Genomic DNA, 13,269 nt, shown 5'->3' with positions numbered 1-13,269 from the left:
CACCGCGCCTCGACCACGCCTCACCCACCGCACAGGGAGCCAATCTGATGTACGACTACGACCTCCTGGTCGTGGGATCGGCCAACGCCGATCTGGTGATCTCCGTCGAGCGCCGCCCGGATGCCGGCGAGACCGTGCTGGGCTCCGACCTGGCCGTCCACCCCGGCGGCAAGGGCGGCAACCAGGCGGTCGCCGCCGCCCGGCTCGGGGCCCGTACGGCGCTGCTCGCCCGGGTCGGCGACGACGCGTACGGGCGGCTGCTGCTCGACTCCCAGCGGGCGGCCGGCGTGGACACGGTGGGTGTTCTGGTGGGCGGCGCGCCCACCGGGGTCGCGCTGATCACCGTGGACCCGTCCGGCGACAACAGCATCGTGGTCTCGCTGGGCGCCAACGGCCGGCTGGCCCCGACGGACGTACGGGCCGCCGGCAGCCTCTTCCACGCCTCCCGGGTGGTCTCCACACAGTTGGAGATCCCGCTGGAGACGGTCGTGGAGGTGGTGCGGAACCTGGCCCCGGAGAGCCGTTTCGTGCTCAATCCGTCCCCGCCGCGTCCGCTGCCGCAGGAGGTGCTGGCCGCCTGCGACCCGCTGATCGTCAACGAGCACGAGGCACGGGTGATCCTGGGCGAGAGCCGGGTGGGCGAGCGGCCCGAGGACTGGGCGCGGATCCTGCTGGCGAAGGGCCCCCGGTCGGTGGTGGTGACCCTGGGCGCCGAGGGCGCGCTGGTCGCCGACGCCGACGGGGTCGTCCGGGTGCCGGCGGTGCGGGTGGCCGCCGTGGACACCACGGGCGCCGGGGACGCGTTCACGGCGGCGCTGGCCTGGCGGCTCGGGGCGGGCGCCACGCTGGCCGAGGCCGCCGGGTACGCGGCCCGGGTCGGGGCGGTGGCCGTCACCCGGCGGGGTGCCCAGGAGTCGTTCCCGACCGCGGGGGAGGTCGACGCGCTGTGAAGAAGGCGGGCATTCTCAACCGGCATCTGTCCGGTGCGACAGCCGAGTTGGGACACGGTGACGGGGTGCTGGTGTGCGACGCCGGGCTGCCGACACCCCGCGGTCCGCGGGTCGTGGACCTGGCCTTCCGGGCCGGCGTGCCGTCGTTCGCCGAGGTGCTGGACGGGCTGCTGGACGAGCTGGTGGTGGAGGGCGCGACGGCGGCCGACGAGGTGCGTGCGGCCAACCCGGCCGCCTTCGCCCTGCTTCACGGGCGCTTCCCCGAGCTGACCCTGGCCCCGCACGAGCGGCTCAAGCGGCTCTCCGAGGATGCCCGCCTGATCGTCCGCACCGGCGAGACCCGCCCGTACGCAAATGTGCTGCTGCGCTGCGGGGTGTTTTTCTGACGGCCGTACGACACCTGGTGTCACAGCAGTGCGACAGCGCCCGAAGGGGCGCGGGGCTGTGTCGATAGGCGGCTCCGCCGCGATGGGGGTCCCCCCTGTTCGAGCGAAGCCGAGAGCTTGGGGGAACGACCAGCCAGGACGCTGCCGCAGCCGACCGACGGCACATCGTGGCACTTCAAAGGCCGCGCACCTCTCCGCCGTCAGCGCAGCACATGGTCCAGGAACAACGTCGCCGTCTCAGTCAGTACCGCGCCCCCGTCGCGGGCCCACAGCTGCTCGTTGAAGAGTTCGACCTCGATGGGCCCGGTGTACCCGGCCGCCGTCACATACCCGAGCCACTCGCGCATGTCGATCGCGCCGTCCCCGATCTGTCCGCGTCCGTTGAGCACGCCCTCGGGCAACGGGGTGGTCCAGTCGGCGAGTTGGAAGCTGTGGATGCGGCCGCCCGCGCCGGCCCGGGCGATCTGCTCGGGCGCCGTGTCGTCCCACCAGATGTGGTACGTGTCCACGGTGACGCCGACCTGGTCGGCCGGGAAGCGTTCGGCGAGGTCCAGGGCCTGGGCGAGGGTGGAGACCACGCAGCGGTCGGCGGCGTACATCGGGTGCAGCGCCTCGATGGCCAGCCGTACGCCGTGCGCCTTGGCGTACGGGCCCAGTTCGGCCAGCGCGTCCGCGATCCGCTCGCGGGCGCCGCGCAGATCCCGGGAGCCGGCCGGCAGGCCGCCGCAGACCAGCACGAGCGTGTCCGTGCCCAGGGCGGCGGCCTCGTCGACGGCCCGGCGGTTGTCGGCGAGGGCCGTCGCCCGCGCGTCCGCGTCGATCGCCGTGAGGAAGCCGCCGCGGCACAGGGTGGACACGGTCAGTCCCGCCTCGCGCACCAGCTTGGCGGTGGCCTCGACACCGTACGTCTGGACCGGTTCGCGCCACAGTCCGACGTAAGTGACGCCCGACGCGCCGCACGCCTCGGCCAGTTCGGGCAGCGACAGCTGTTTGACGGTCATCTGGTTGATGGAGAAACGCGCGAGGTCCGCGCCGTTCGGGCCGCTCATCGGTGCACCCCGTACAGCGCGAGCAGGTCCTTCATCCGCTCCTCGGCCAGCCTGGGGTCCGGGAACAGGCCCAGGCGGTCGGCGAGTTCGTAGGCGCGGGCCAGGTGCGGCAGGGAACGGGCCGACTGGAGGCCGCCGACCATCGTGAAGTGGCTCTGGTGGCCGGCCAGCCAGGCCAGCAGGACCACGCCCGTCTTGTAGAAGCGGGTCGGCGGCTGGAAGAGGTGACGGGACAGTTCGACGGTCGGGTCGAGGAGCGCGCGGAAGCCCGCCGTGTCCCCCGTGTCCAGGGCCCGGACCGCCTGGGCCGCGAGCGGGCCCAGCGGGTCGAAGATGCCGAGCAGCGCGTGGCTGAAGCCCCGTTCGTCGCCCGCGATCAGCTCGGGGTAGTGGAAGTCGTCGCCGGTGTAGCAGCGCACGCCCTGTGGGAGCCTGCGGCGCAGCTCGACCTCGCGCCGCGCGTCCAGCAGGGAGACCTTGATGCCGTCGACCTTGTCGGGGTGGGCGGCGATGACCTCAAGGAAGGTGTCGGTGGCCGCGTCCAGGTCGGGCGAGCCCCAGTAGCCGTCGAGGGCGGGGTCGAACATGGGGCCCAGCCAGTGCAGGATCACCGGTTCGGCGGCCTGGCGCAGCAGATGGCCGTAGACGTCCAGGTAGTCCTCGGGTCCGGTGGCGGTCCGGGCCAGCGCCCGCGAGGCCATCAGGATGGCCTGCGCGCCCGACTCCTCGACGACGACGAGCTGTTCCTCGTAGGCGGCGCGGATCTCGGCGAGTGAGCCGCCGGTGAGCTGGTCGGTGCCGACGCCGCAGGCGATCCGGCCGCCGACGGCCTTCGCCTCGGCCGCGGACCGCCGGACGAGTTCGGCGGCGCCCGCCCAGTCCAGGCCCATCCCGCGCTGGGCGGTGTCCATCGCCTCGGCGACGCCGAGACCGTGGGACCACAGGTGGCGGCGGAAGGCGAGGGTGGCGTCCCAGTCGACGGCGGCCGGTGAGTCGGGGGACACATCGGCGTACGGGTCGGCGACGACGTGCGCCGCCGAGAAGACCGTACGGGAGGTGAAGGGGGTGCCGGGGGCCGGCGCGAGCGGCTCGGTGCGCGGCTCGTAGGTGCGCAACGCGCCGTGCGCGTCCGGGAGTCGGATGGTCACAGCGCGATCTCCGGTACGTCGATGCGGCGGCCCTCCGCCGAGGACTTCAGGCCCAGTTCGGCGAGTTGGACGCCGCGGGCGCCGGCCAGCAGGTCCCAGTGGTAGGGGGCGTCGGCGTAGACGTGCCTCAGGAACAGTTCCCACTGGGCCTTGAAGCCGTTGTCGAACTCCCCGTTGTCGGGGACCTCCTGCCACTGGTCGCGGAAGTCCTCGGTGGCGGGGATGTCCGGGTTCCAGACCGGCTTGGGGGTCGCGGAGCGGTGCTGCGCACGGCACTTGCGCAGGCCGGCGACGGCCGAGCCCTCGGTGCCGTCGACCTGGAACTCGACGAGTTCGTCGCGGTTGACGCGCACCGCCCAGGAGGAGTTGATCTGCGCGACGGCGCCGCCCTCCAGTTCGAAGATGCCGTACGCGGCGTCGTCCGCCGTGGCGTCGTAGGGCTTGCCGCGCTCGTCCCAGCGCTGCGGGATGTGGGTGGCGGCGAGGGCCTGGACGGAGGTGACCCGGCCGAACAGCTCGTGCAGGACGTACTCCCAGTGCGGGAACATGTCCACGACGATGCCGCCGCCGTCCTCGGCGCGGTAGTTCCAGGAGGGGCGCTGGGCGGGCTGCCAGTCGCCCTCGAAGACCCAGTAGCCGAACTCGCCGCGCACGGAGAGGATACGGCCGAAGAAGCCGCCGTCGATCAGCCGCTTCAGCTTGAGCAGGCCGGGCAGGAAGATCTTGTCCTGGACGACGCCGTGCTTGATGCCCTTCTGCCGGGCGAGGCGGGCGAGTTCCAGGGCGCCGTCGAGGCCGGTGGCGGTGGGCTTCTCGGTGTAGATGTGCTTGCCGGCCGCGACCGCCTTCTTGATCGCCTCCTCGCGGGCCGAGGTCACCTGGGCGTCGAAGTAGATGTCGACGCCCGGGTCGGCGAGGACGGCGTCCAGGTCGGTGGCGATCTCGCCGAGGCCGTGCCGCTCGGCGATCGCCCTGAGGGCGGGCTCGCGGCGGCCGACGAGGATCGGCTCGGGCCACAGCACGGTGCCGTCGCCGAGGTCGAGTCCGCCCTGCTCGCGCAGGGCGAGGATCGACCGGACGAGGTGCTGGCGGTAGCCCATGCGCCCGGTCACGCCGTTCATGGCGATACGCACCGTCTTGCGTGTCACGTCAGTCCCTTCATGGGCGTCCGAGGCCCGTCTTTCCGTACGTCCCGTTCGTCGCGGTCGCCCGCACGGCGTGCACGCCGGCGCAGCAAGCGCTTTCTATCCGGAGAAGCTAGCCTCTGACCGGTGGTCCGTACAAGGGCGTGTCCACGTTCGGTGGCGGGAGGAGACGAACGGGCGGGCCTGTTGGCCGTATGGTCTGCTCGGGGGGCGACGCGCTGGGCGGGGCGGATTGTGTGGGGCGGACTGGGCTGGGCGGACCGGGCGGACCGGACCGGACCGGGTGGGCTGTGTGGGGCGGACTGTGTGGGACGGACCGCACCGGGCGGACCGTGTGGGGCGGACTGTGTGGGGCGGGCCGCACGGGGATGGACCGCCCGGGGGTGGAAGCTCACCCGTACGGGGGTGCCCGGGGACACGGGCGCACCGCGCCCGCACAGGGACGCCGGCACAGGGCGCACCGCACCCCTGATGACGACATGCACGACCGGAGGACGACGAGATGACGGTGACCCTGGCGGACGTGGCGGCCCGCGCCCAGGTCTCGCCCGCGACGGTGTCGCGCGTACTGAACGGCAACTACCCGGTGGCCGCCGCGACCCGGGAGCGGGTGCTGCGCGCCGTGGACGAGCTGGACTACGTCCTCAACGGGCCGGCGAGCGCACTGGCCGCGGCCACCTCCGACCTGGTCGGCATCCTCGTCAACGACATCGCCGACCCCTTCTTCGGCATCATGGCGAGCGCCATCCAGAACGAGATCGGCGGACCGGGCGGGCGCGCCGGCGGCGAACGGCTGGCCGTCGTCTGCAACACCGGCGGGTCGCCGGAGCGTGAACTGACGTACCTGACGCTGTTGCAGCGGCAGCGCGCCGCGGCGGTGGTGCTCACCGGCGGCGCCGTCGAGGACACCGCACACGGGGCGGCGGTCGCGGCGAAGCTGCGCAAGCTGAGCGCCGCGGGCACCCGGGTGGTGCTGTGCGGGCGCCCGCCGGCAGCGCCGGACACCGAGGCCGTCGCCCTGACCTTCGACAACCGCGGCGGCGGCCGGGAACTGACCGAGCACCTCCTCGGCCTGGGCCACCGCCGCCTCGGCTATATCGCGGGCCCGGAGGAACGTACGACCACCCGGCACCGACTGGAAGGGCACCGCGCGGCGCTGTCCGCGGCCGGCGTCGACGCGGACCCGGGCTGGACGGTGCACGGCCGCTACGACCGGCGCGCCGGGTACGAGGCGACGCTGGAACTGCTGCGCCGGGACCCCGCGCTGACGGCGGTGGTGGCCGCGAACGACTCCGTCGCGCTCGGCGCGTGCGCGGCGCTGCGCGAGTCCGGTCTGCGCATTCCCGAGGACGTCTCGGTGGTCGGCTTCGACGACCTGCCGTTCAGCATCGACGCGGTGCCCGCGCTGACGACGGTCCGCCTGCCGCTCGCCGAGGCCGGCGCACGCGCGGGCCGCATCGCGATGGGCCGCGAGGAGCCGCCCCCGGGCGGAATCGCGACGATCCGCGGCGAACTCATGGTCCGCGGCTCCACGACCAAGCCCCGCGACCGCCTGCCGACGAGCTGAACGAACGCCTGCGGCGGGCCCGGCGGGAGTGGGGCGGGTGATCGACGGACGCGGAAAGTGTGCCGGACGGCGCTCCGCTCCCGACGGCGCCTGCGGTCGCCTGCGGCGGGCCTTGGCAGGAGCGGGATGTGTGATCGGCGGACACGGAAAGTTACGTGCGCGGCAGGCCCGGCAGGCGCCGACGGCGGGACCGGCAGGAAGCAGACGCGTAACCGATCAGCGCGGCGCACGTAGCGGTCCCTGCGGGCGCCTGCGGCGGGCCCGGCGCGAGACGGGTGTGTGATCAGCGGACGCGACAAGCGCCATGGACGGCGGGCACGGCAAGAAACGCGCACCCCCGTCGACCGCACCCGGCAAGCACAGCAAGCGCCATTGGTGGCGGACGCAGGGGGAAACGCGTCCGCACCATCCGGCCATGCCCGGCAGGCGCGGCAAGCACCATCAGCGACGAGGCCGTAAGGAACCGGCGCACACCGTCCAGCCATACCCGGCAGGCCCGGCAAGCACCATCGGCTGCAAGCGCCGTGGGCAGAGCAGCGCGTGTCACCGACCATGCCCAGCGGCAAGCACCCCCTGTGCAGCAGGTGCCGTGGGCAGAGCAGCGCACACCGTCCAGCCATGCCCGGTGGGGCGCGGCAAGCGCCGTGGGCAGAGCAGCGCTGGTCCAGCCATGCCCGGTGGGCGCGGCAAGCGCGTTCGCTGTCTGCGGGTTCGGGTGGGGCTTCGGCACTCCTGGGTGGGCGCTCGGTGGCGTTCGCGCGGTCCGACTGCCCTTCGGCTTCTGTCTCGCGCGCCTCGGCCGGCTCTGCGGTCCCGCCGGCCTGCTCGGCCCCCGCACACCGTCCGTATGGATGCCGCTCGGGCATGGACGGGGATGGTCCGGTGGTCTAGCCTCGGGGTGAGGATATCTCTGACTGAGTCAACTATCGGATCCTTCGGGACCGCCCGAAGACCGGACCACCGGGGCCGCATCATGACCGTCCAGGACATCCGTGCGTTCAACCGCTTCTACACGAACCTCATCGGCGCCCTCGACTACGGCCGCCACCTGTACGCCCCCTACACCCTCACCGAGTCCCGCGTCCTGTACGAACTCGCGCACTCCTCCCGCACGGACGCCGCCGACCTGCGCGGCGAGCTGTCCCTGGACGCGGGGTATCTGAGCCGGATCCTGAACAAGTTCGAGCAGGACGGGCTGATCGAGCGCGCCCCGTCCGCGAAGGACCCGCGGCGCCGGCGGGTCAGCCTCACCCCGCGGGGCCGGGAGGCCGCGGACCTGCTCGACGAGCGGGCGCGGGAAAGCGTCGGCTCTCTGCTCGGCTCCGTGGACCCCGGCGACCGGCCGCGGCTCGCGGAGGCGATGCGCACCATCCAGGGCATCCTGGACCCGAACGGCCACAGCCACAGCCCCGGCCACGCCCACCCCGCCGGCCGCGAGGACATCACGCTGCGCGAGCCCCGGCCGGGCGACCTCGGCTGGATCGTGCAGCGCAACGCCGCGCTGTACGCCGCCGGGTACGGCTGGAACTCCGACTACGAGGGCCTGGTCGCCCGCATCGTCGCCGACTTCACGGAGGACCACGACCCGCAGCTGGAGCGGGTGTGGATCGCCGAGGACCGCGGCGGACGGCCCGTCGGCTGCGTCATGTGCGTACGGGACGAGGCGCCCGCCACCGCCCGGCTGCGGCTGCTCCTCGTCGAACCGGAGGCGCGCGGGCTCGGGGTCGGGGACCGGCTGGTGGCGGCCGTCGTCGGCTTCGCGCGCGAGGTCGGCTACCGGGACGTGGTGCTGTGGACCAACGACGTGCTCGCCGCCGCCCGGCGCATCTACCGGCGTCACGGCTTCGTACTCGTCGCCGAGAAGCCGCACCGCTCCTTCGGCCGCGACCTGATCGGGCAGGACTGGCGGCTGGATCTACGCGGAACGGAAGAGTGACCAGTAAGGTCCGTGGTCATGAAGTTCGCCTTCTCCACCCTCGGTGTTCCCGGGCTGCCTCTGTCCGAGGTGCTGGCCCTCGCGACCGCGCACGGCTACCACGGTGTCGAACTGCGCGCCCATCCGGAGGAACCGGTGCATCCGGGCCTCGGACCCGACGAACGGGCGCAGACGGCCGCCGCGTTCAAGGCGGCCGGGGTCGAGGTGCTGGGCCTCGCCGGGTACGCGCGGGTCGCCGCGCCCGGTGCCGACGAGCCCGTGCTCGCCGAGATCCGCCAGCTGCTCGAACTCGCCCACGACCTGGGCGCGCCGTTCGTGCGGGTCTTCCCCGGCGGGGGCGACCAGCCCACGGCGGACGCCGACGCGACCGCCGTCCGACGGCTCGCCGCTGCCGCCGAGCAGGCCACGACCCTCGGCGTCCGCGTCCTGCTGGAGACCCATGACTCGCACCGCACCGGGGCCGCCGCGAGCCGCGTGCTCGGCGCGGTCGGGCACCCGCAGGCCGGTGCGCTGTGGGACGTGATGCACACCTGGCTGGGCGGCGAGCAGCCCGCGGAGACCTACCGGGCGCTCGCCCCGTATCTGGGCTACGTCCAGGTCAAGGACATCGCCTCGGCCGACGACCCCACCCCGTTGCCGCTCGGCGCCGGGGTGCTGCCGCTGACCGAGTGCGTGGACGTGCTGTGCCGGTACGGCTGGGACGGCTGGCTGTGCTGGGAGTACGAGAAGCGCTGGTACGAGTCGGCCGCGCCGCTGCCGGGCCTGCTGGGCGCGGGCCGCGCGCATCTGGCGCGGCTGTTGAGCGAGGCGGCGTAGCGGCAGGTCCGTGTTCGCGGTGCGTGCTGTGCGTTCCCTTGACTGGCAGAAACTTCCCGGATATTCGTGAATCCTCGGAAGTTTCCTTCAGTGGTCCGCCCCCGCATCTCCACGGATCCCCCCTCCGGAAGGAGCGCACGTGCACGACACGAGCACGGGAAACACCGCTCAGCCCGCCAGACGCACCGTCCTCGCCGCGACCGCGGGCCTCACCGCCGCCCTCACCGTCGGGGGCACCGCGCACGCCGGCGCCGCCCGCGGCGACAAGCGGCTCCGCGCCCTCATCTCCCGCATGACCCTGGAGGAGAAGGTCGGCCAGCTCTTCGTCATGCGGGTGTACGGTCACTCCGCCACCGCCCCCGACCAGAGCGACATCGACGCCAACCTGAGCGAGATCGGCGTACGGACCGCCGCCGAGCTGATCGCCGAGTACCACGTCGGCGGGATCATCTACTTCACCTGGGCGCACAACACCAAGGACCCCCGTCAGATCGCCGAGTTGTCCAACGGCATCCAGCGGGCCTCCCTCGACCGGCCCCGCGGGCTGCCCGTCCTCGTCGCCACCGACCAGGAGCACGGCATCGTCTGCCGGGTGGGCAGGCCGGCCACCCTCTTCCCGGGTGCGATGGCCGTCGGCGCGGGCGGCTCCCGCGCCGACGCCCGCACCCTGGGCCGCGTCTCGGGCGCCGAACTGCGCGCGATGGGCATCAACCAGGACTACTCCCCCGACGCCGACGTGAACGTCAACCCGGCCAACCCGGTCATCGGCGTACGGTCCTTCGGGGCCGACCCGGACGCCGTGGCCGGCCTGGTGGCGGCCGAGGTGACGGGGTATCAGTCGTCCGGGGTCGCGGCGACCGCCAAGCACTTCCCCGGGCACGGGGACACCGCCGTCGACAGCCACTACGGCTTCCCCGTGATCACCCACAGCCGGGACCAGTGGGAGTCGCTGGACGCGGCGCCCTTCCGCGCCGCGATCGCGGCCGGCATCGACTCGATCATGACGGCGCACATCCAGTTCCCGGCGCTGGACGACTCCGGCGACCCGGCGACCCTGTCCCGTCCCATCCTCACCGGCATCCTGCGCGGCGAACTGGGCTACGACGGCGTCGTGGTGACCGACTCCCTCGGCATGGAGGGCGTACGGACCAAGTACGGCGACGACCGGGTGCCGGTGCTAGCGCTGAAGGCGGGCGTCGACCAGTTGCTCAACCCGCCGAAGCTCGACGTGGCCTGGAACGCCGTACTGGAGGCCGTGCGCGGCGGCGAACTCACGGAGGCGCGGCTCGACGCATCGATCCTGCGCATCCTGCGTCTCAAGGCCCGGCTCGGCCTGTTCGACCGCCCCTACGCCGACCCCGGCCGGGTCGGCCACGTCGTCGGCACGCCCGCGCACCTGGCCGCCGCCGACCGGATCGCCGAGCGCACCACGACCCTGCTCGTCAACGAGGGCGGCATCCTCCCGCTGTCCCGCCGCACGCACCGCAGGCTGCTGGTGGTGGGCGCCGATCCGGCCTCCCCGTCCGGTACGACCGGCCCGCCCACCGGCGTCCTGGCCGCCGCACTCACCGAGCTGGGTTTCACGGCCACCGCGCTCTCCACCGGCACGGCGCCCTCCGCCGCCACCATCGCCGAGGCGGTGACCGCGGCGCGGGACGCGGACGCGGTGATCGTCGGAACGTACAACGTCTCGGCGGCCGGCTCGCAGAAGTCCCTCGTGGAACAGCTCATCGCCACCGGGAAGCCGGTCGTGGCCGTCGCCGTCCGCAACCCGTACGACGTCGCGCACCTTCCGTCCGTAGCGGGCTGTCTGGCGACGTACTCGTGGACCGATGTGGAACTGCGCGCCGCCGCCCGGGTGATCGCCGGACGCGTCGCGCCGCGGGGCAGGCTGCCCGTGCCGGTGCAGCGGGCGGACGACCCGGCCCGGGTGCTGTACCCGATCGGGCACGGGCTGTCCTACTAGCCGTACGCCCCGCACCGGTGCGGTTCCGGGGACGGGCGAGGGGCCGCGACCGCCGCCGGCAGGGCGGGCGCGGCCCCGTGCGTCATGGACGCAGCGCCGGTTCGCGCTCCACGTCACGGACGTCCAGCCGGGCGTCGAAACGGGCCAGCGGCCTGGCCGCCGACGGGTCCGACTCGACCGCCGGGGAGGCGACTCCGGCCCAGTCCAGGATGCGGGCGGTGGCGAACGCCTTCTCGTCAGCCACCAGACCGGCCACGTTCGCGCCGTGGTTCATGCCGGGCGCGGTCACCACGTACGAGTCCCGCGCGCCGTGGCCGAGACGGAACCGCTCGGAGCCCCACGGGTCGTTCTGGCCGTAGACGAACAGCATGCGCGTGGCGTTGTGGCGGACCCAGGTGTCCACGTCGCGCATCGCGTTCGGCTGGAACTTCATCGGGATGGACCGGGGCACGAAGTTCCGGGGCGGCTGGTAGCCGTACTTGATGTACTTCTTCTCGATGTACGGGAAGTGGATCGTCGGCGCGCCCAACTGCGTACCCGCCTGGTAGTAGTACGGCGTGTACTGCTCCAGACCCTGGTCGGTGTAGGCGGAGAACCCGGAGATGGTGTCGACGGAGTCCCAGATCTCCTGGTCGCCGGCGTGCTCGGCGTCCGCGGGGACGGTGTCGCAGTCGGACAGCCCGCTGTACTGCCAAAAGCCCCAGACGTAGTCGAGGACGACGGCCTCGTAGGCGCGGTCCAGGCCGCCGACGGTGTCGAAGGTGTAGCCGTTGTCGGCGGCGTACGCCGCGTACCTCTTCTCCAGCGCCTGACGGCGCACCAGCGCCTCCCGCTGGACCGCGTTCAGCCGGTCCCGGCACTCCTTGGTGCCGACGGTCGCGAAGAACCGGTCGTACGCCGAGTCCTCTTTGTCGACCACGTCGTTGGGGGCCACGTACGCCACCACGCCGTCCATGTCGCGCGGGTAGAAACGCTCGTAGTAGGTGGCCGTCATGCCGCCCTTCGAGCCGCCCGTCGCAAGCCAGTTGGCGGGGTAGATCTTCTTCAGAGCCGTGAAGACACGGTGCTGGTCGCCGGCCGCCTGCCAGATGTCGAGCTTGGACCAGTTGGCCGGGGACGGGCGGGACGGCGTGAAGAACCGGTACTCCATGGAGACCTGGTTGCCGTCCACGATCTGGGTCGGCTCGCGGCGGCCGGGGCTGGTGGAGACGTTGTAGCCGCCGGTGTAGAAGACCGTCGGACGGGAGACGTCCTTGTGCAGCACCGTGATCCGCTGCTGGAACGTGCCCTTGGACGGGTGCCGGTGGTCGACCGGCTGGGTGTAGGTGAGGACGAAGAAGCGGTAGCCGGGGTAGGGCTTCTCCTCGACGAGGCTCATGCCCGGTACGGCGAGGAGCCGTTCCTTGATGTCCGTGCCGTCGGTGGTGGCCGACGGCACGGTGGTGGCCGATGGGGCGGCGGTGGCCGCGCCCGCCGTGCTCAGCGTGCCTATGAACACCGTGAGCGCGAGCAGCCATCTGAGCGCCTTGCGCATGCACCCTCCCTGTGAAACAGATGTGCGCCGGAAGCTATCGGAGCAACTCGCTTCACACCAGGGGGGATTGGCTCAGCGCCCGGTCGGCGGGGCCGGTGAGGTCAGCACAGGATCCAGCCGGAACTCACCGAGCCGCGGGCCACCGAACCCTTCACCCATACGCAGCGGTTCCCGGCGTGCACGGTCACCGGGCCCGCCCGGTGGGCGTAGCGGCCCTTGTCCACCACCGGGCGGTTGCCGCGCGCCTGCACACTGACCGACATCGTGCGCTTGGTGCCGGGCTGCTTCGGGAGGGTGACCGCGCAGACATAGCCGTGGCGCTTGTAGACGTGCACGGCGCCGGTGGAGAAGGGCAGGGTCTTCACCTTGCGCCCGGCGCAGGCTCCCTCCGGCGCCGCCAGCGCGCCACCGGGCGCCGCGAAGGCGAGCACTCCGGAGGCGGCCAGCACGGCCACGCCGAGCGCCAGCCGCCTGCGCATCGCACCACTGCCCACTGTCGTCCCTCCCCTGTCCCGGCCGCGAACGTACTGATGTACGGACGCACGACAAGCGTCGGATGGTTGCCCTGACCCGTACCCGGCCCAAAGCCGTACGACGGCATCAAGCCACCCGGAGATACCCCATCGGCCAGCAACACCGCCCCACCGAACGACAGCCCACCGGACACCGACGACGTCCCGGATACAGCGCCGGCCCATCAGACGGCGACAACCCCGTCAGACAGCGATGGGGCCGCCTGACCGCTGTGGCGGGTCGCATACGGGGCGGCACC

11 protein-coding genes are annotated in these 13,269 nt (G+C 72.8%); 6 read left to right on the top strand and 5 right to left on the bottom strand.

Translation table 11 applies throughout. The annotated features are described in order from the left end of the window. Positions 1-47 precede the first annotated feature (47 nt). Together ABT245_RS33580 and rbsD are read left to right on the top strand one after the other, a co-directional pair. A complete protein-coding gene (locus ABT245_RS33580) occupies positions 48-950 on the top strand; it encodes a ribokinase (protein ID WP_351741125.1) in 903 nt (300 codons plus the stop codon). Further along, positions 947-1,336, top strand: a complete 390-nt coding sequence (gene rbsD / locus ABT245_RS33575) for a D-ribose pyranase (protein WP_351741123.1) — start codon at positions 947-949, stop codon at positions 1,334-1,336. Before ABT245_RS33580 ends, rbsD begins: the two co-directional genes overlap by 4 nt. A gap of 200 nt (positions 1,337-1,536) precedes the next feature. Here the strand turns inward: rbsD and ABT245_RS33570 are convergent, their stop codons facing one another. The 3 genes from ABT245_RS33570 to ABT245_RS33560 are packed head-to-tail and all read right to left on the bottom strand — an operon-like array spanning position 1,537 to position 4,681. Further along, positions 1,537-2,385: a sugar phosphate isomerase/epimerase family protein gene (locus tag ABT245_RS33570; RefSeq protein WP_351741120.1), complete on the bottom strand. Its 849-nt coding sequence runs from the start codon at positions 2,383-2,385 to the stop codon at positions 1,537-1,539. Next, positions 2,382-3,533: a dihydrodipicolinate synthase family protein gene (locus ABT245_RS33565; protein ID WP_351741117.1), complete on the bottom strand. Its 1,152-nt coding sequence runs from the start codon at positions 3,531-3,533 to the stop codon at positions 2,382-2,384. Before ABT245_RS33565 ends, ABT245_RS33570 begins: the two co-directional genes overlap by 4 nt. Further along, positions 3,530-4,681 carry a Gfo/Idh/MocA family protein gene (locus ABT245_RS33560; RefSeq protein ID WP_351741115.1) on the bottom strand — a complete coding sequence of 384 codons (1,152 nt, stop codon included), beginning with the start codon at positions 4,679-4,681 and terminating at the stop codon, positions 3,530-3,532. Before ABT245_RS33560 ends, ABT245_RS33565 begins: the two co-directional genes overlap by 4 nt. Before the next feature lie 499 nt (positions 4,682-5,180). Between ABT245_RS33560 and ABT245_RS33555 the strand changes: the two genes are divergently transcribed. From ABT245_RS33555 to ABT245_RS33540, 4 genes are all read left to right on the top strand, one after another. After that, complete coding sequence (locus ABT245_RS33555; protein WP_351741112.1) at positions 5,181-6,245, top strand: LacI family DNA-binding transcriptional regulator; 1,065 nt, start codon at positions 5,181-5,183, stop codon at positions 6,243-6,245. A gap of 973 nt (positions 6,246-7,218) precedes the next feature. Further along, positions 7,219-8,181: a bifunctional helix-turn-helix transcriptional regulator/GNAT family N-acetyltransferase gene (locus ABT245_RS33550; protein WP_351741109.1), complete on the top strand. Its 963-nt coding sequence runs from the start codon at positions 7,219-7,221 to the stop codon at positions 8,179-8,181. Positions 8,182-8,199: 18 nt separating this feature from the next. Continuing rightward, positions 8,200-8,997 (top strand): sugar phosphate isomerase/epimerase family protein, encoded by a 798-nt coding sequence (locus ABT245_RS33545; RefSeq protein WP_351741106.1) that lies wholly within the window; start codon positions 8,200-8,202, stop codon positions 8,995-8,997. 139 nt (positions 8,998-9,136) lie between these two features. Continuing rightward, positions 9,137-10,963: a glycoside hydrolase family 3 protein gene (locus ABT245_RS33540; RefSeq protein WP_351741104.1), complete on the top strand. Its 1,827-nt coding sequence runs from the start codon at positions 9,137-9,139 to the stop codon at positions 10,961-10,963. A gap of 82 nt (positions 10,964-11,045) precedes the next feature. On the opposite strand, the gene ABT245_RS33535 is transcribed toward ABT245_RS33540, so the two are convergent. Beyond that, positions 11,046-12,497 (bottom strand): S28 family serine protease, encoded by a 1,452-nt coding sequence (locus ABT245_RS33535; protein WP_351741102.1) that lies wholly within the window; start codon positions 12,495-12,497, stop codon positions 11,046-11,048. A gap of 101 nt (positions 12,498-12,598) precedes the next feature. Beyond that, positions 12,599-12,976 carry a hypothetical protein gene (locus ABT245_RS33530; RefSeq protein ID WP_351741100.1) on the bottom strand — a complete coding sequence of 126 codons (378 nt, stop codon included), beginning with the start codon at positions 12,974-12,976 and terminating at the stop codon, positions 12,599-12,601. Positions 12,977-13,269: the final 293 nt, after the last annotated feature.

It is taken from the genome of Streptomyces sp. NPDC001508 (genome assembly GCF_040298665.1).
Taxonomy (GTDB): Bacteria; Actinomycetota; Actinomycetes; order Streptomycetales; family Streptomycetaceae; genus Streptomyces.
Note: the sequence above shows the minus strand (reverse complement) of the source record. Positions and strands in the feature narration are given on the sequence as shown.

Bases quoted from the DNA above. Each gene is read 5' to 3' on its own strand.
- ABT245_RS33580 (WP_351741125.1), top strand. From the start codon at position 48: ATGTACGACTACGACCTCCTGGTCGTGGGATCGGCCAACGCCGATCTG.
- ABT245_RS33545 (WP_351741106.1), top strand. From the start codon at position 8,200: ATGAAGTTCGCCTTCTCCACCCTCGGTGTTCCCGGGCTGCCTCTGTCC.
- ABT245_RS33570 (WP_351741120.1), bottom strand. From the start codon at position 2,385: ATGAGCGGCCCGAACGGCGCGGACCTCGCGCGTTTCTCCATCAACCAG.
- ABT245_RS33550 (WP_351741109.1), top strand. From the start codon at position 7,219: ATGACCGTCCAGGACATCCGTGCGTTCAACCGCTTCTACACGAACCTC.
- ABT245_RS33535 (WP_351741102.1), bottom strand. From the start codon at position 12,497: ATGCGCAAGGCGCTCAGATGGCTGCTCGCGCTCACGGTGTTCATAGGC.
- ABT245_RS33530 (WP_351741100.1), bottom strand. From the start codon at position 12,976: ATGCGCAGGCGGCTGGCGCTCGGCGTGGCCGTGCTGGCCGCCTCCGGA.
- ABT245_RS33555 (WP_351741112.1), top strand. From the start codon at position 5,181: ATGACGGTGACCCTGGCGGACGTGGCGGCCCGCGCCCAGGTCTCGCCC.